At 33.8% G+C, this 15,198-nt stretch carries 21 protein-coding genes; 14 read left to right on the forward strand and 7 right to left on the reverse strand.

Going from position 1 to position 15,198, the window contains the following annotated elements; all coding sequences use genetic code 11:
• Positions 1–81: 81 nt before the first annotated feature.
• The 5 genes from ACTDJC_RS14740 (at position 82) to ACTDJC_RS14760 (ending at position 3,918) form a co-directional block, all read left to right on the forward strand.
• Positions 82–624 carry a hypothetical protein gene (locus ACTDJC_RS14740; RefSeq protein WP_440603864.1) on the forward strand — a complete coding sequence of 181 codons (543 nt, stop codon included), beginning with the start codon at positions 82–84 and terminating at the stop codon, positions 622–624.
• Positions 625–792: 168 nt separating this feature from the next.
• Positions 793–1,347 (forward strand): GNAT family N-acetyltransferase, encoded by a 555-nt coding sequence (locus ACTDJC_RS14745; protein WP_440603865.1) that lies wholly within the window; start codon positions 793–795, stop codon positions 1,345–1,347.
• Positions 1,348–1,404: 57 nt separating this feature from the next.
• Positions 1,405–1,833, forward strand: coding sequence for a YkvA family protein (locus ACTDJC_RS14750; RefSeq protein WP_440603866.1), 429 nt, complete (start codon positions 1,405–1,407; stop codon positions 1,831–1,833).
• Positions 1,834–2,131: 298 nt separating this feature from the next.
• Positions 2,132–3,025, forward strand: a complete 894-nt coding sequence (locus ACTDJC_RS14755) for a mechanosensitive ion channel family protein (RefSeq protein WP_253629970.1) — start codon at positions 2,132–2,134, stop codon at positions 3,023–3,025.
• A gap of 527 nt (positions 3,026–3,552) precedes the next feature.
• On the forward strand, positions 3,553–3,918 hold the full coding sequence (locus ACTDJC_RS14760) for a hypothetical protein (RefSeq protein ID WP_098311199.1): 366 nt from the start codon (positions 3,553–3,555) through the stop codon (positions 3,916–3,918).
• 679 nt (positions 3,919–4,597) lie between these two features.
• Here the strand turns inward: ACTDJC_RS14760 and ACTDJC_RS14765 are convergent.
• The 3 genes from ACTDJC_RS14765 to ACTDJC_RS14775 all read right to left on the reverse strand — a co-directional run bounded on the left by ACTDJC_RS14765 (position 4,598) and on the right by ACTDJC_RS14775 (position 7,154).
• Positions 4,598–4,816 carry a helix-turn-helix domain-containing protein gene (locus ACTDJC_RS14765; RefSeq protein ID WP_176524649.1) on the reverse strand — a complete coding sequence of 73 codons (219 nt, stop codon included), beginning with the start codon at positions 4,814–4,816 and terminating at the stop codon, positions 4,598–4,600.
• Between the two features lie 10 nt (positions 4,817–4,826).
• On the reverse strand, positions 4,827–5,312 hold the full coding sequence (locus tag ACTDJC_RS14770; protein WP_440603867.1) for a DUF2975 domain-containing protein: 486 nt from the start codon (positions 5,310–5,312) through the stop codon (positions 4,827–4,829).
• A 462-nt stretch (positions 5,313–5,774) separates the two neighbouring features.
• Entirely contained in the window at positions 5,775–7,154 is a 1,380-nt protein-coding gene (locus ACTDJC_RS14775) for an aldehyde dehydrogenase (protein ID WP_440603868.1), read from the reverse strand.
• 813 nt (positions 7,155–7,967) lie between these two features.
• Here ACTDJC_RS14775 and ACTDJC_RS14780 point away from each other — a divergent pair.
• From ACTDJC_RS14780 to ACTDJC_RS14790, 3 genes are all read left to right on the forward strand, one after another.
• Complete coding sequence (locus ACTDJC_RS14780; protein ID WP_440603869.1) at positions 7,968–8,486, forward strand: alpha/beta fold hydrolase; 519 nt, start codon at positions 7,968–7,970, stop codon at positions 8,484–8,486.
• Entirely contained in the window at positions 8,419–8,796 is a 378-nt protein-coding gene (locus ACTDJC_RS14785) for a hypothetical protein (protein ID WP_440603870.1), read from the forward strand. Before ACTDJC_RS14780 ends, ACTDJC_RS14785 begins: the two co-directional genes overlap by 68 nt.
• A 184-nt stretch (positions 8,797–8,980) precedes the next feature.
• Positions 8,981–9,157 (forward strand): hypothetical protein, encoded by a 177-nt coding sequence (locus ACTDJC_RS14790; RefSeq protein ID WP_253629967.1) that lies wholly within the window; start codon positions 8,981–8,983, stop codon positions 9,155–9,157.
• A 69-nt stretch (positions 9,158–9,226) separates the two neighbouring features.
• Here ACTDJC_RS14790 and ACTDJC_RS14795 read toward each other — a convergent pair whose 3' ends face one another.
• Positions 9,227–9,565 carry a YmzC family protein gene (locus tag ACTDJC_RS14795; protein WP_440603871.1) on the reverse strand — a complete coding sequence of 113 codons (339 nt, stop codon included), beginning with the start codon at positions 9,563–9,565 and terminating at the stop codon, positions 9,227–9,229.
• Positions 9,566–9,840: 275 nt separating this feature from the next.
• Here ACTDJC_RS14795 and ACTDJC_RS14800 point away from each other — a divergent pair, with 275 nt between their 5' ends.
• The 5 genes from ACTDJC_RS14800 to tlp all read left to right on the forward strand — a co-directional run bounded on the left by ACTDJC_RS14800 (position 9,841) and on the right by tlp (position 12,257).
• Positions 9,841–10,416, forward strand: a complete 576-nt coding sequence (locus ACTDJC_RS14800; protein ID WP_098309922.1) for a peroxiredoxin family protein — start codon at positions 9,841–9,843, stop codon at positions 10,414–10,416.
• A gap of 138 nt (positions 10,417–10,554) precedes the next feature.
• Complete coding sequence (locus ACTDJC_RS14805; protein ID WP_253629964.1) at positions 10,555–11,445, forward strand: 3'-5' exonuclease; 891 nt, start codon at positions 10,555–10,557, stop codon at positions 11,443–11,445.
• A 158-nt stretch (positions 11,446–11,603) separates the two neighbouring features.
• Positions 11,604–11,747 carry an FbpB family small basic protein gene (locus ACTDJC_RS14810; protein ID WP_098309921.1) on the forward strand — a complete coding sequence of 48 codons (144 nt, stop codon included), beginning with the start codon at positions 11,604–11,606 and terminating at the stop codon, positions 11,745–11,747.
• A 42-nt stretch (positions 11,748–11,789) separates the two neighbouring features.
• Complete coding sequence (locus tag ACTDJC_RS14815) at positions 11,790–11,924, forward strand: acid-soluble spore protein N (protein ID WP_098309920.1); 135 nt, start codon at positions 11,790–11,792, stop codon at positions 11,922–11,924.
• A gap of 105 nt (positions 11,925–12,029) precedes the next feature.
• Positions 12,030–12,257 carry a small acid-soluble spore protein Tlp gene (gene tlp / locus ACTDJC_RS14820; RefSeq protein WP_098309919.1) on the forward strand — a complete coding sequence of 76 codons (228 nt, stop codon included), beginning with the start codon at positions 12,030–12,032 and terminating at the stop codon, positions 12,255–12,257.
• Between the two features lie 17 nt (positions 12,258–12,274).
• Here the strand turns inward: tlp and ACTDJC_RS14825 are convergent, their stop codons facing one another.
• A complete protein-coding gene (locus ACTDJC_RS14825) occupies positions 12,275–13,564 on the reverse strand; it encodes a LysM peptidoglycan-binding domain-containing protein (protein ID WP_440603872.1) in 1,290 nt (429 codons plus the stop codon).
• A gap of 109 nt (positions 13,565–13,673) precedes the next feature.
• Between ACTDJC_RS14825 and ACTDJC_RS14830 the strand changes: the two genes are divergently transcribed.
• Complete coding sequence (locus tag ACTDJC_RS14830) at positions 13,674–14,093, forward strand: acyl-CoA thioesterase (protein WP_253629963.1); 420 nt, start codon at positions 13,674–13,676, stop codon at positions 14,091–14,093.
• Between the two features lie 24 nt (positions 14,094–14,117).
• On the opposite strand, the gene ACTDJC_RS14835 is transcribed toward ACTDJC_RS14830, so the two are convergent.
• Together ACTDJC_RS14835 and plsY are read right to left on the reverse strand one after the other, a co-directional pair.
• Complete coding sequence (locus tag ACTDJC_RS14835) at positions 14,118–14,408, reverse strand: HesB/YadR/YfhF family protein (protein ID WP_440603873.1); 291 nt, start codon at positions 14,406–14,408, stop codon at positions 14,118–14,120.
• Between the two features lie 108 nt (positions 14,409–14,516).
• The gene (gene plsY / locus ACTDJC_RS14840) at positions 14,517–15,119 is read right to left on the reverse strand and encodes a glycerol-3-phosphate 1-O-acyltransferase PlsY (protein ID WP_440603874.1); all 603 of its coding nucleotides are present in this window, start codon (positions 15,117–15,119) and stop codon (positions 14,517–14,519) included.
• Positions 15,120–15,198 lie beyond the last annotated feature (79 nt).

Below are 15,198 nucleotides of genomic sequence, written 5' to 3' on the forward strand. Positions count from 1 at the left end.
ATCGGCGTATTGTGCCATATGCTAATTTTTACATAGTTTATTTCGAAGTATTGTATTATTTAGCTAGGAGGGTGATTTTATTTGGAAATCAAGATAAAAAAACAAGATTTTGATTTATTAACATGTGCTGATCTTAGTCAAAGATGCTTTGAACCTCTTATTAAAACTTATAAAAAAAGAGTAGTGGAACAGACTACCTTGAGTAGTTATCAGATTAAACAACAGTTTTATGAGCAATTAACTGAAGGTCAACGAGCGTTATTTATGTTCTATGCGTACTATAATCACGTAAGTAAATCACTTACCGAATTCTACTGGTGGAGCGCATATTTTATGGCTCAACCTCAAAGTTGGGCAGCACTCAAAGCTGGGATAAGGTATTTTAGGGATGAATCAATGCTTTCACTCTTAGAGAAAATTGAAAGAGAACTAAAGTATTATAATCATCCTGAGACATTAGAAGACTTTTCAATCACACGTGAAGAACTAGATAAAAACAAAAGACTTCAGGCATCTATCGAATCTCTACATATTATATTTGAAAATACTTCTCCATTTACCGTAAAAAAAATAAACAACCATATTGAAAAAAATTTACAAGATTTTGTTGAGATTAAGGGTTAATTTTTTAATAGAATTTTAAATATCTTTATTGCCACTAATCACATTGTATTACAATATATTCAACTCCCTTCTTTTTTAATAATGTCACTATGTAAATATATATTCTTTTATTTCAATTATCTTAAATATAGTTATTAATATAATGATGAAAAATAAAGGAGGATTTCAATGACATTCCCAACTCTAGAAACCGACCGTTTAAGTTTAATTGAGATAAATCAAACGTATAGCCAAAATATATATGATATTTTTTCACTTGAAGAGGTAACACGTTATTATGGTATGAATTGTTTTCAAGAGAGGGAGCAGGTTGTTCGAATGATTGATTCTTTTTCGAAAAATTTTCAAGAAAAACGTGCAATTCGTTGGGGAATCGTTGTGAAGGAAACGGGGGATTTTGTCGGTACAGTAGGTTATAATAATTTACAACTTTGGAGTAAACGAGCTGAAATTGGTTACGATATTCATCCTTCTTTTTGGAGAAAAGGATATGCATCTGAAGCTGTTAAAACGGTTTTAGAATATGGTTTTCAAGAATTAGATTTATTTCGTATCGGAGCTATTACCTATCCTGAAAATGAGGCATCATCTCATTTATTATTGAAAATAGGTTTTCAGAAAGAAGGATTATTGAGAGGTTATATTTATCAAAATCATCATTCAAATGATGCTTTAGTTTATTCAATTTTGAAAACAAATGGGGAGAAAGAGAGGAATCTCTAATATTAATCTTTCTCTGAGAATAGAAAACTACAAAAAATGAAAAGAAGAGGAGATATTTTGAGTCAAAATAAACAAGTTCAAACAGAAAAAGGGTTATCAACTATACAGAAAATGAAAAAATGGGCTAAAAACTTAAAGAAACAACTTCTTGTACTGTATTTAGCATATCGAGATGAAAGAGTCCCTTGGTATGCTAAGTTATTTACAATGCTTGTTGTTGCTTATGCTTTCAGCCCTATTGACTTAATTCCAGATTTCATTCCAATATTAGGGTATCTTGACGATCTCATTCTTGTTCCTTTAGGCGTTTACTTGGCGTTAAAGCTTATCCCTGAAGAAGTATTAGAGGATTGTAAAAGGAAGATAGAAGGACAATCATCTATGAATAAACCTAAGAATTGGATAACAGGATTTCTTATCATTATCATTTGGCTAATTGTTTTCGTATGGATTGTAAACCTTGTTTTATCCTATATGAATTATTAAAGTGTCCTCGTTTTTTGTTGATTCCTTGTTACTAATAGATTTAATTAGATATCTAACACGAGTAAATATTACTTATGTGGATTTGAAATAAAGTCGTACCGTTTATAAAAAATTGCACCTTTATACCCCTTTAGATAATCTAAAGGGGTATATTTATAGTAAAAAGGAAAAGAACATCTGGAATTGAAAGATCGATTAAGGAACTGTTGAGTGACAATAAGTTGTTTCGTTAAAGGTTCATATTGTTGAAGATGAACTGTGAATAAAAATCAAAATACATAGTTAAGGAAGTGGATGGATGAATTTATTAACTGTTACTGAGGAATTTTTTAATTATGTAAGGGAGTTTTTACTTTTAAGATTTATACTATTTGCTTTGGTCCTCATGACTTTGTCCTTTGTCATAAACCGTATTATTGATTGGTTCTTTAGGAAGTCAAGCTTTTTTGATGAAGAAGTAGAACAGACGATTCAAAGTGTAATTCGTTCAATTTTAAGGTATGGAATTTTAATCAGTCTTGTTTTTTATCTAATTAGTCAATTTGTAGATATAAAAGGTATTCTTGCAGGTGCAGGGATTGCCGGAGTTGTCATCGGTTTTGCTGCACAACAGATGCTAAAAGATGTTATATTAGGGTTCGCAAGATTAACGGACAAAGAGTTTCGTGTCGGCGATTTTGTTACTTTTAACGGAACAAGTTCAGGTACCATTGAGGAAATTGGTATTCGCTTTATGCAAATTCGTGAATGGTCGGGAAAACTCCTTACCATCCCACATGGAGAGATTAGAACGATACAAAATTTTAACAAAGGCTGGATGCGGGTTCTTGAACGGATTACGGTAAGTTATCAGGAAGATCCTACAAGAATAAAGGAATTGTTAGAAAAAGTATGTGTTATCTGCAATGAAAAATTGGAACAAAGCCTATATAGGATAGAGGACGAGGCTGTTGAATCATTTCAATATGTTGGTGTTACAGACTTAAATCCAAATCTTAAATATGTTGGGTATGAATTTTGTATTGTAGGTTTGGTTAAACCTGAGGAGTATTTTGAAACCTCCAGGCAAGTAAGGTTTGAACTAATGTCTATATTCCATGAGAATCAAGTACAAATGCCAGCAGCGAATATGTTCGTTCATACTGAAAAATTACAGGAGATTCCTGGAGAGCAGCTTTCACCAAGCAGGTAAAGAAAACTAGCTGATTGGAGAACCTAGGTCAGTTCATGAGGTGTGATTGGAAATTATATTTAGAATTTGGGTTTGTAGACCGGCAGATTTCGATGAGCTTAAGGGGTTAAACAATTCCTCCTAAAAAAAAGTAACTTCCGCACTCGGGCGCAATTCTGTAGCGAGAATTGTGCTTATTCTTTATGTATCGGGACAAATTCTTGAATAACTAATTGTGGAAAAAATAGCAATTTGAGATGGTGCGTTAGTGGAATAAGGAACATTATGTTAAGTGACAAAAAGTTGTTTAATTTACAATAAAGTCGCTTAAAAAATAATAAAGTTGTTTAATTCCTATTAGACTAACAGGCAGGTTAGTTGAAGAGTGTTAGTTAACTTGTGTTCAACAATTGGGCCAGTTTGTTGAGAATCTCGCTCAAAGAGAGTTGGTTATTTATGTTAAAATATTGCGAGTGAAATCAGGTTCTTAACGATTTTATCAAGTATCAAGCAAAATAATTCAGAAACGAAGAAGGGACAGTACTAACATGGAAAACATATCAAATGTAGATAAATTGGAGTCAATAAAATCTTTACAATCAACAATCAGTAAACTCGAAAATGCCTTGTCACAGATGACTCAGAAAGGCGCAAATACTACCTTAGTAAAGAAACGACTCAAAGCTGTTTGCATCGGCTTAGCAATGCTAGAAAACGTCTGGAATCAAAGACCCCATCATTACACCCAGGAAGATTTAACAGAAGCTCGCAATGTTCTTACTGGTTTGCTTCCATCAATTGAGAACATTTATGTTAAGTCAAAGGCTGGTAGTCCCCAAAGAACGCTTTTAGAAAGAAGAATAAAAGCATTGAAACTAGCTATTCAAGTGATTGACAATCTTTCTAATAAATAACTTATCTAACTAAATAGAGTAACGGGTGCTTTAGTTCAATAAGAATTTCCGTAGTCTTTTCAGAATAAATTAGTTAAAAAGAAAAGACTACATACTATACGCGAAAGAGTATAAAACAGAGGAATTATATAAGGGGTTAATTGGTTTTGGAGGAGGACATAGCCCATAGCGGGAGGCGTATCCGCAGATGTGAAGCATCGAGGATCTTAAAAATAAGAATAATCAACTAAACAAAGGATTATAAATTAAGTAAAAATAATCAGCTATCTAGACAAACGAGTGAGTTATTGACTAATATATGTTTCATTCAAAAAAAGTTTTAGACTAAAGAATAAAGTAATAGACTGTTAAAAAATAGTTGTAGATGTTAACGAATAATAAAGTTGTTTAAAAATATGGTACGGAATTGGATTTTTCATACCATATTGTCTTTTTGTGTCCTATAATAGAAATATTTTGATATTTGTTTAGTTAACAAAAAAGAGAGACCAAATGTTCATAATGGGTTCCCTTTTGAGGTGCAAACATTGCAAATCACATCACATTTTTTGTCACTAATATCAATGCAATTCTCAATGGAATTCTCTGAGTAAATAACATCAATAAACGCAAAGAAGGGATAGACATTAAGCTATCCCTTAATTTCACTGTCGACTCCCGGTAGTTTTGTTGTCTGTTTTTATAGAGTATCTTCGTCGCTTTTGTACTCCAAAATATCACCCGGCTGACAATTCAAAGTCTTACATATCGCTTCTAATGTTGAAAAACGAACCGCTTTTGCTTTCCCATTTTTCAGAATGGAAAGATTCGCCATAGTAATTCCAACCCTCTCCGAAAGCTCCGTTACGCTCATTTTTCGTTTTGCTAACATCACATCAATATTAATAATAATTGTCATATCCTCCACCTCAGACCGTCAAATCATTTTCTGATTTTATGTTAATCGCTTCTTGTAGAAGCCGTTGGAGGATAGCAGCAAAAACGGCGATAACCAACGAAGCAAAAATGATGATGAGTCCCATTAATGCAATAGGAGGGTCAACTTTCTTCGCTATAAAATGAAAGAGTGGCAAACCTAATACATACAAACCACTGATTGTAATCGCACAGCACTTTATGTTCTTTAACGCCTTTACAGATAATTCCGAGAACGCTGTGTTCTCGTCAATGTACCGTAAAAGATTGAAAGCCTGATAGAGAGCAAAGTAAAAAGGCACAGCCGCTCCATACATCACGATGAAAACGAGATATTTCATTGGGGCAATATTTGGATACGATTTTGCTGCGAAATTCGCCATATGGGGCACTAAAAATATACATAAAGCAAGAACCGGTAGTCCTATAATAAAAATAATGACTTTTAAGAAAGTCGTTGAACTTCGTTTAACATTCATTTAAAACACCTCACTTATTTAATGACAACATGATTTTAGCATATGATTTGTCGTTTTACAATAAATTAATATTGTTTCTTATTATATTATTATTGTTATTGAAATATCCTTTTAATTTTGACAAAAATAAAAAGCATTTCTCATTACAAAGAAATGCTCTTACTTTAAAATGTTAAATTTACAACTTGTTCAACAAAACTTCCAAATAGTTTAATAAAGTAAATCAACAACGAATGAGGACAAACATTAGGACAATGAAGAAGTTATTAAAAAACCTACATAAAAAATCGAATACGCTAAAACCACAAAAGGCATCTGCTGTTTCTCAGTGGATGCCTTTTTAGTATTAAGAATGTGGGGACAGATTTCATAAATAATAATGGCAATAGTTAAATTAGGTATTCCACTCCTATTTTACTTTTGGTTGCCATACCCTATGTTCAGTAAGCAGTTTCTTTCTTATTATTTAAAAATCTTCCGCAAAATTTTAATTTTGTTCTTATACGGTGGAAATACAAGCCCTAAGTCTATCTTTGAGCTTTTCTTTAAAATGCTTTTACGATGTGTAAAAGTATCAAAACTATGTTTTCCATGATAAGCACCGAACCCTGCATTTCCTACTCCACCAAAAGGCAAGTGGAGATTCGCCATATGTGACATTGTATCATTGACGCATCCTCCCCCAAAAGAAATTCGTCCTAATACCTGTTTTTCAACATTTTTATTTTCAGTAAACACATACAAGGCTAACGGTTTGGGATGGTTGTTAACCATATGAATGACCTCATCTAAATCATTGTACTCGATAATTGGTAAAATTGGTCCGAAAATTTCTTCTTTCATAGCTGCATCATCCCATGACTTTACTTCAAGAAGTGTTGGTTCAATATATAAATGACTTCTAGATGAATTTCCACCAAATACTATATTATTTTGGTCTTGTTCTACTATAGAAATAAGTCTATCGAATTGTCTCTCATTGACAATTCGACCATAATCATTGCTTTTTGATACATCTGATCCATAAAAGCTTGTGATGATTTCTTTCATTTTTGAAATCAGTTTTCCCTTGATAGATTTGTGTGCAATAACATAATCAGGTGCAATACAGGATTGCCCAGCATTTATGAATTTTCCCCAGATAATACGTTTGGCTGCTATATCGAGGTTAGCTGTTTTATCGACAATAGCTGGTCCTTTTCCACCAAGTTCTAATGTTACTGGTATAAGATTTTTCGCCGCAGCTTCCATGACAATTTTTCCAACTGGAACGCTACCAGTAAAAAAGATATAGTCAAATGGTGCATGAATTAATAAAGAAGTTGTTTCGATGTCTCCTTCAATTACACGAATATATTGCTTATCAAACGTTTCACTTATTATTTTGTTAATTACAGCTGAAACGTTTGGCGCATTTTCTGAAGGTTTGAGGACTACACAATTTCCTGCCGCAATTGCCCCAATAAGAGGTTCCATTAATGATTGGAATGGATAATTAAAAGGTCCAATAATTAGCACTGTACCATATGGCTCTTTTATTATGTAACTTTTGGAAGGCGCAAAATGAATAGGTGTTTTTACTTTTTGAGGTTTCATCCATTGTTTTAGGTATTTCATAATAAAATTGATACTGTTAAATGCGAAACCAATTTCTGCAGCATATGCTTCAAACTCGCTTTTGTGTAAATCTTGATATAATGCGCTCAGCACTTGATTTTCATATTTTTGAATAGAATTTTTTAATTTTTCTAACTGTTCAAGACGGAATTGAAGACTTCTTGTATAATCATTATGGAAAAATTGTCTATGCTCTTGAATAAGTTGTTGAATATTATCAACCATTAGGGAAATCCCTCCAATAGCAAGTAAGTAAATCTTGAACCATACTATTATTTTCTATGCTCATCATCTCCATAGTTTCTTTAGTATGGGAATCCTAAAGCCTAATTTACTTATTTGTAGTTCTTTTCAATCCAATTGATAAAAAGATATTGCATGCTTATTTCAATAACTATTAAGAAGATGTGAAATGAGTAATGATACATAATAAAAAAGGTACAATGCACTAAATGGTACGCTTAAAAGAATACTGCCGTATTAAATAGCCGCTCCGCAAATCATTCCGATAAACAATGATTCCAGGGCTACAAATAGAATGGAGTCTCTGTAGTAGAAATCTAATATGTAAGTAAATTGGCCTGGAAAGTTTGCGTAAAAAATCCAAAGTAAGATAATTCATGTATTTATAGTAATAATAAAATCTTTTCCGAAATGTACTGTTATAAATGTTCTCCAGTTGCGATATTGTAAAACTCTTACAGTTCTTATTACGAGAAATATAAGAGCGAAGAATCCAGCCCAAGTAATCAGTATTTGTGTGATTTCTGAAATGGGAATCACTCCTTTTGGGTATATGTCACATATGTAACGATTGCTATTGCATTAATGAACATCATGGTTCGAAGTAATTTGTACATGTTTCTTGAAAGTGACTCTCATTTTACAAAAAATGTATTCGATAGATGGGATAATTTTTCCTGCTCTAATCATGTATTGAAATATGAGTAAATACGAAAGAATAGAATGAATATTCACTCATTTATGGTAATATATTGTATAATTTGTAATATAGAACTGCTAAGGGAGAAAATTATGATGCATGAACATTTTGTAAGGGTTGTGGGAAATGGTCAACCAATTATCTTTCTGCCAGGAACAGGTTGGTCAGGTGATATAGGATTGCATATAGCTGATTCTGTAAAAGATTTTTACCAAGTGCATATGATTGATTTGCCTGGTATTGGACAAAGTCAAGGTTTGGATGGAGTTATAAAACTAGAAGATGCTGCTGCATGGTTACATCGTTATATTACTAAGCTGAATATGGAAAAAGTTATTGTAATTGGACATTCATTGGGAGGAGCCATCTGTTTGGCTTATGCTTCTCATTATCCATCTCTAGTAGAGGGACTTATGTTATTAGACATAGGGTATGATAAAATACCGCTGTTTCCTGTGGAGATGTTTGGGAAATTAGGATTTATGGTTCCGTTTATTAGTTTTTTACATAGGCATTTTGGTAATAAGGTATTAGGGAAAGAAGAAGATGCAACGTCAAGAGAAGACAGAAGAGAGAATAAAAGCCCAAATAGAAAAACATGGATTTCCAGATAATGAGTACATAAGACAAGCGATAAAAAATCAACAACCAGCTAATACAAAGGGTATTAGTTTACTGTTAGCACTATATCGAGCAAATCTTCCTAAAATGTTAACCACTGTACAGGTTCCGAGTATATTGCTTTATGGAAATCGAAGTCAAGAGCCTGTGAATTTACAAAATAAGATTAAGAGGAATATTGCGCATGTTAAGAAAAAGCACCCTAGTATTGTTATTCAAGAATTAGATGGTGGACATTATGCTCATTTGCAAGATGAACTTGCGTTAAGTAAAATGAAAGCTTTCATTCACTCTTTGGAATAAACATGAGATTACTATATTTAATTGTCTTAAAATACAATTGCATGTGCCAAAAGGGAAGGGAAACAATGTTAGGAAAGATTTTTAATGAATTAGGGTAAAACGAATCTGTTTTTGATAGATTATAGAACTTGCTTTAAAAGGGAGCAAGTACATAATTTTATAAACGGGAGAGGGAGAAAGCGGTATGTCGACAAATAGAAAAATTGGTGTAAGTTGTTTATTGCTGAGCAGCTGTGCGGCACTAAGTAGTTTCTTATTAAAAGGCATCCTTCCTTATTCAGGGATTATTGGTTGGACGTTATCTGTTGTTTTTATTTTAGCTAGTGCTCATTTCATTGGGAAGGATGTAAGTGAGTCGTAGCTTGTAATATTTATCTTAGATTTACGTCTTTAAAAAAAGAGATCCTTACTCGATCTCTTTTTTATACTTCTATTCACTTTGACTTAATTGATATACATATTTGAAGGAGTTTTCAAAGTTGAATTCTTTTACTTGGGTTATTTTGTTTGTTTTTGGATTATATGTAAAAATTTTAACCGTATTGTAACCGCCGCTTTTAGGATCGGTGTTTCTAACAACGAATGTATTCTCTCCAATTTGGATCATATTGTTTCTGTCATATACTTCATTATTTGTAGGTGGAACGTCTTGATGGTTTGAAGAAGTCTTAATCACTTTGACTCCACCCGAAAATAATGTAATGATGATGAGTATAACAAGACATACCCTTATCATTCGTAATTCTTTAGTAATTGGATGCTCTTCCATATGGTTCACTCCTCATACTTTCTAGATTTATTAATATGTATGACATTGTTTTAGAAATAAGTATTCGTATGTAATGAAGTGCGGTATTTGATTGAGTAGAACTAGAAAACATCTGCTTTTTCTTATTGTGAGGATTGTAATCTTAATTTTTTTGTATAATATACTTTCTTTTCCATAGAGAATATTTCCATCTTTGTCCGTATAAGCTAAAATAAAGTAAAACTTTCATCAGTGAGAACCATGGAGACAAAGATAAAATATAAGGAATGGTGCATATGTGGCGAAAAATATCGATTGTTGTTGTGTTATTATGTTTAGCTGGTTATGCAATTTATGAGCAGTTTGGAAAAGAGAAAGTACAAGTAGCAGATAATCAAAAGCAAAGTACAGAGGATGTAAAAGAAGCAATTGCACAAAATGGTATTGAAATTGGAAAAATAGCGCCTGATTTTGAATTGTCCAAGCTTGATGGTACAAAGGTGAAGCTTTCTGATTTAAAAGGCAAGAAAGTTATTGTGAACTTTTGGGCAACGTGGTGTGGTCCATGTCAGCAAGAAATGCCAGATATACAAGCATTTTATGATAAGTATCAGAAAGATGTAGAAGTTTTAGCGGTGAATTATACAGTGTCAGAAGGGGCTGAAGGAAAAGAGAAAGTACGGAAATTTGCAGAAGAGAAAGGGCTTACTTTTCCGATTCTTCTTGATACAGATATAAAAGTAACGACTACTTATAAAGTCATTACAATTCCAACATCATATTTTATTGATACAAAAGGAGTTATCCAGGATAAATTTATCGGACCGATGACGGTGAAGGAAATGGAGAAAAGAGTCGCGAAATTAAAATAAAGTGAAATTTCCATCCGTGGGGATAAAAGATGAAAATAGGAATGGTATATGTGCCATTCCTATTTTCTATTTAAAGGCTAATTGAGCTTCTTTCATTATGTTAAGTTATAATGTAAATAAAAAGTTAAGGAGAAGATTATGGGGAATTTCACAGGTAATTATGTTGTAATCGATTTTGAAACAACAGGATTTAATCCTTATCAAGATAATATTATTCAAATGGCTGCGATTCGGTATCGAAATCATATATGTACCGATCAATTTGTTTCGTATGTAAATCCAGAAAAGATGATTCCGAGCCGCATTACAATGTTGACAGGTATTCAGAATTTTGATGTTGCAAGTGCTCCGACAATTGATATAGTATTACCGGAATTTATTGCATTTATTGGAGAAGATACGATCATTGCTCATAATGCTTCTTTTGATATGAGGTTTTTAAAGAGTAATATGGAACGATTAGGACTCGGTACACCAAAAAATATAGTGCTGGATACACTTAGTTTAGCAAAACGATATATAAAACATGTACCAAACCATAAATTAGAAACACTGAAACGATTTTTACATATTCAAGTACGCTCTCACAATGCATTAGATGATTGTTTCACTTGTGCGGCCGTATATCAAAAATGTGTAGAAGAGAAGAACGGAAAAGAGAAGAAGGTGACTTCTCAAAGTCTAACAAAGGAAGAAGGAAGAGCCTATGAGATCGTAAAAGAAATATTGGAAAAGCATAACAAAGATACAACGGTTATTCGTCATGTTTGTGTTGGCAATTATCTGGATATCAAAGCACTTTATTCATTTGTAAGAATTAAGCTAAAGGGAAGAAAAAAATACGTATTAACGAATAAAGGACAAGAGGAGATAGTAGCTGTGTATCCGACTGTTACATGTGAACCTGCTACGAAAAGTGAATTGGGTGTTACAAGAATCATGATTGATCAGCCTGAGGATTTGATTGCTTTTGAAGTCCTCATTCTTGCCGCGTATGAGGAGGGATTGCAAACTTTGCAGCACTCATAAAGTGAAACTTCCGCAAGTGTGGGAATTCCACACTTGCGGAAGTTTGTATTGTAATTAAATGGATTAACTATGCTAAAAAATAAAATTTTCTCATAAATCTGATTAGGGAGTTTTTTAACTGTTCATACTAGTAACACGAAAGAGAAAGGGTGAACAGTATGAGAAGAAATCGACGAAGAACGTTTGAAGAACTTGTGATGGAAAATAAGCGGCAGCTACTTAATGATCGTGATGCAATTGAACGGATTGAAGAAAAATTAGAGAAGCGATTTGAAACGCGTATTTTCAAACAGGCTGAATAATTCTTATAGCTAGTATGATACTAGTTGTAAGGAGGCGATATTATGGGTAATCCAAAGAAACATCCACAAGATTTTGCTCCAAACCAGATTGGAACACAATCGAGAGCAGCTGGTGGTAATAAAGGAAAACAAATGCAAGACAAATCAGGGAAACAACCGATTGTTGATAACGGTTAAAGAGAGGGAGAATGGAAGCATTCTCCTTCTTTTTTTGCATACATAATTAAAGATATTTTTTACAAACTAATGTTGTATGTATTTTCAATAAAGGAGGAAGACATGATGCCAGAACAAAACAAAGCAAATCCAGATGATCGTAGCGATAACGTTGAGAAATTGCAAGAGGCGGTATATAACACAATTGAAAATATGAACGAAGCAAGGGAAGCTGCTGAGTTTTCTAATGCGCAAGATCGCGCAGCAATCGAAGCGAAAAATGAGCGCCGCATGGAAAGTATTGAAGGAATGCGAAAAGAAATTAAAGAGGAAGCTGCATATCGTAATAAGTAAGAAAAGGCTGACAATTGTCAGCCTTTTTTTGTAATGGAAAAGTTTTCTGAAAGGAGTCGCCAATTTTGCGGGAAAGGTAAGCCGATTTTCCAATAACTGATACCGCGAATTCCTTGTTCTTTTATTAAATTAAACTTACTTTGAACAGACCTAGCATCTTCAAACCATACTTCATGCTTCACTCCGTTTTCATCGTAATAATTGAAATGCGGAGCTTGGGAAGTGAAATCGTATTGAATTGGGACATTATATTTCCGGGCAAGTGCAACAGCAGCAACAGAGCTAACTGCTTTTGCAGGAGGATTTCCTTCTTTGAATGGAAGAATCCAATCAAATCCGTATAAGTTTTGTCCCATCATAATTTTACGTGGCGGCATTTGCGATTTTGCGTATTGAATGACTTGTTTTACAGGACCAATTGGAGAAACTGCAAGGGGCGGTCCACCTTGCCATCCCCAGTCGTATGTCATAATGATAACGAAATCAACAATTTCACCTTGTGCCTTATAGTCCTGAGCTGCAGCTGCACCTTTTTGAGTTGAACTTGTTTTTGGGGGGAGAGTTGTACTGAGCGTATATCCTTTTGGTAGACGTGTTTTTACTTTGCGTAAAAATTGATTATATACTTCGCGGTCTCCTGGTGCAAGGTTCTCAAAATCAAAATGAATGTCACGCATTCCATATTTTTGTGCTGTTTGTAAAATATTTGTAATGAGCGTATTTTGAATTGTCTCATTGCGTAAAAAAATGCTTGCTAATTCAGGGCTGAAACTTCCATTTTCAAGATTTGTAATAACAAGCATCGGAATCGTTTGCCCTTGTTTTGCAATTGTGACGATTTCAGATACTTGTGTAGGTTCTTTCAGTGTTCCGTCACGCTTTGCCTCAAAGCTAAAGTAGGCCAAGTAGGTTAAATATGGATTGATAGCTTTGGTGGAAGTAACTAAGCTTTCTTTAATCGGAATTGTAGATGGCTGTAAGTAGGCAATAGATTCAATAATTTTTTTTGTCCCTTTTGGTACATATAGCTGCTGTCCGACTTGGAGTGCGGATTTTAATGATAAATGATTCACTTTTGCTAAACTGGCGAGAGGTACATTGTAAGTTAAGGCAATTTTATATAAGCTATCGCCAGGCTGTACATAATAAGTATTTCCTTCCGTATTCACGATCAATGCTTGCCCGATGACGAGTGTTTGAGCTGGATTTAGTCCATTATCTTTTACAATTGTTTCTGGTGTGGTTCCGTACTTCTGTGCTAATTTATATACGTTATCACCGCTTTGTACAGTTATAATTTGTAGCATATGCTCACTCCTTTAAGGAAAAAGATCCGCCGCTTCTATTTTATTTTCAGTTTCTCTGTATTATGATTAAAGGTGTAGAAAGAAATGCAAGCGAGAAGGAGACAAAACTATGTTTGTAGCAGAACACGAAATTGACATTCGTTATGCAGAGACGGATCAAATGGGTGTCGTGTACCATGCGAATTATTTAGTATGGCTAGAACTTGGGCGTACGAAATTAATTCAAGATTTAGGATTTTCATATGTTGAAATGGAGAATGATGGGATTGTATCTCCTGTACTTGATTTGCAAATTACATATCGAAAAGCAATGCGTTATGGAGAAAAAGCAATTGTGAAAACGTGGGTGGAGTCTGTGAGTCCACTACGTGTTGTTTACGGCTATGAAATTTATAATGAAAACGGCGAACGTTGTATTACAGCATCTACAACAAATATTTGTGCAAAAAAAGAAGGATTTCGTCCGGTATCCTTTAAAAAATTGTATCCAGAGTGGTATGAAACATACGAGAAGATAAAGAAACAATGAAAAAACGTGGCTTAGGCCACGTTTTTATTTTTCATAATGAAATTGTGGGAAATCATCATCATTACTGAATGTAACAGATAAATCATGTCCGTCAAAGAACCATTCATCATCGCCTTCAATAAAGAAAGTAATACCATCTTCTTGAATTTGTACAGCAGGAGTAGCTGGCTCATCTTTACGAATTCCTAATGAAAGACCTTTTTGAACAGTGCTACATCCACCATATTGTACGAAAAAGCGAATGGCATCGCCTGTTTGTAAACCAAGTTCGTTTTTGTACCAGCTTACTGCTTCTTTTGATACTGAAATGTTCATCTAGTGTTCCTCCAACATAATCACTTTTTCTTTTAGTATAAAAAATAACGCAAAAAGACGCCATTTATATGCTTTGCGTTTTCTTTTTGCGTTATGTGGGTTACAATCTTACTTTTGTTTTTGTTGTTTCTTTGTTAATTTTGCTTTTGGTTCTGTTTTATTTATAATTCGTCCAATATTTGCACGGTGTCGATAAATAACCATACCAGCTAATAAACACATCGCAACAATGAAGATCTTATTCCCGTTTATAATTGCTGCAACAACAGCGGCAACAGCTGTTAACATAGAAGAAAGTGAAACGTATCTCGTCGTAAATAGTAGGGTGAAAAAGATAACAGCTAGTACCACAAAGGTAATTGGCGCGTAGCATAATAGTACGCCAGCAGAAGTAGCAACTGCTTTTCCACCGCGGAACTTTGCGAAGATTGGGTATACATGACCAAGTACTGCAGCTAATCCGAACCATAGAGGATGGATATGTAAACCGAAAATTATCGGTAGAGCTGTAGCCAATGTTCCTTTTAGAATATCAGCAATTGTAACAATGAAACCCGCTTTTTTCCCTAACGTACGAAATGTATTCGTTCCTCCTAAATTTCCGCTGCCATGCTCGCGAATATCGATTCCATAACCAATCTTTCCAACGACAAGCCCAGATGGAATCGAGCCAAGTAAATAGGCAACGATCAATAAAAGATATGTAAGCATAAGTTCAGTCTCCTTTATTCAAATGTGTTGATAAAGGGTAAAAAGAGTTTTTCCCGTATATTGTACCATACATTTGTAA

Origin of the sequence: Bacillus sp. GB_SG_008, from assembly GCF_052038115.1 — a bacterium.
In the GTDB taxonomy this organism is placed as follows: Bacteria; Bacillota; Bacilli; order Bacillales; family Bacillaceae_G; genus Bacillus_A; species Bacillus_A rhizoplanae.

Coding starts and splice junctions, on each gene's coding strand:
- ACTDJC_RS14745 (WP_440603865.1), top strand. CDS start 793: ATGACATTCCCAACTCTAGAAACCGACCGTTTAAGTTTAATTGAGATA.
- ACTDJC_RS14755 (WP_253629970.1), top strand. CDS start 2,132: ATGAATTTATTAACTGTTACTGAGGAATTTTTTAATTATGTAAGGGAG.
- ACTDJC_RS14760 (WP_098311199.1), top strand. CDS start 3,553: ATGGAAAACATATCAAATGTAGATAAATTGGAGTCAATAAAATCTTTA.
- ACTDJC_RS14765 (WP_176524649.1), bottom strand. CDS start 4,816: ATGACAATTATTATTAATATTGATGTGATGTTAGCAAAACGAAAAATG.
- ACTDJC_RS14770 (WP_440603867.1), bottom strand. CDS start 5,312: ATGAATGTTAAACGAAGTTCAACGACTTTCTTAAAAGTCATTATTTTT.
- ACTDJC_RS14775 (WP_440603868.1), bottom strand. CDS start 7,154: ATGGTTGATAATATTCAACAACTTATTCAAGAGCATAGACAATTTTTC.
- ACTDJC_RS14780 (WP_440603869.1), top strand. CDS start 7,968: ATGCATGAACATTTTGTAAGGGTTGTGGGAAATGGTCAACCAATTATC.
- ACTDJC_RS14785 (WP_440603870.1), top strand. CDS start 8,419: ATGCAACGTCAAGAGAAGACAGAAGAGAGAATAAAAGCCCAAATAGAA.
- ACTDJC_RS14790 (WP_253629967.1), top strand. CDS start 8,981: ATGTCGACAAATAGAAAAATTGGTGTAAGTTGTTTATTGCTGAGCAGC.
- ACTDJC_RS14795 (WP_440603871.1), bottom strand. CDS start 9,565: ATGGAAGAGCATCCAATTACTAAAGAATTACGAATGATAAGGGTATGT.
- ACTDJC_RS14800 (WP_098309922.1), top strand. CDS start 9,841: ATGTGGCGAAAAATATCGATTGTTGTTGTGTTATTATGTTTAGCTGGT.
- ACTDJC_RS14805 (WP_253629964.1), top strand. CDS start 10,555: ATGGGGAATTTCACAGGTAATTATGTTGTAATCGATTTTGAAACAACA.
- ACTDJC_RS14810 (WP_098309921.1), top strand. CDS start 11,604: ATGAGAAGAAATCGACGAAGAACGTTTGAAGAACTTGTGATGGAAAAT.
- ACTDJC_RS14815 (WP_098309920.1), top strand. CDS start 11,790: ATGGGTAATCCAAAGAAACATCCACAAGATTTTGCTCCAAACCAGATT.
- tlp (WP_098309919.1), top strand. CDS start 12,030: ATGCCAGAACAAAACAAAGCAAATCCAGATGATCGTAGCGATAACGTT.
- ACTDJC_RS14825 (WP_440603872.1), bottom strand. CDS start 13,564: ATGCTACAAATTATAACTGTACAAAGCGGTGATAACGTATATAAATTA.
- ACTDJC_RS14830 (WP_253629963.1), top strand. CDS start 13,674: ATGTTTGTAGCAGAACACGAAATTGACATTCGTTATGCAGAGACGGAT.
- ACTDJC_RS14835 (WP_440603873.1), bottom strand. CDS start 14,408: ATGAACATTTCAGTATCAAAAGAAGCAGTAAGCTGGTACAAAAACGAA.
- plsY (WP_440603874.1), bottom strand. CDS start 15,119: ATGCTTACATATCTTTTATTGATCGTTGCCTATTTACTTGGCTCGATT.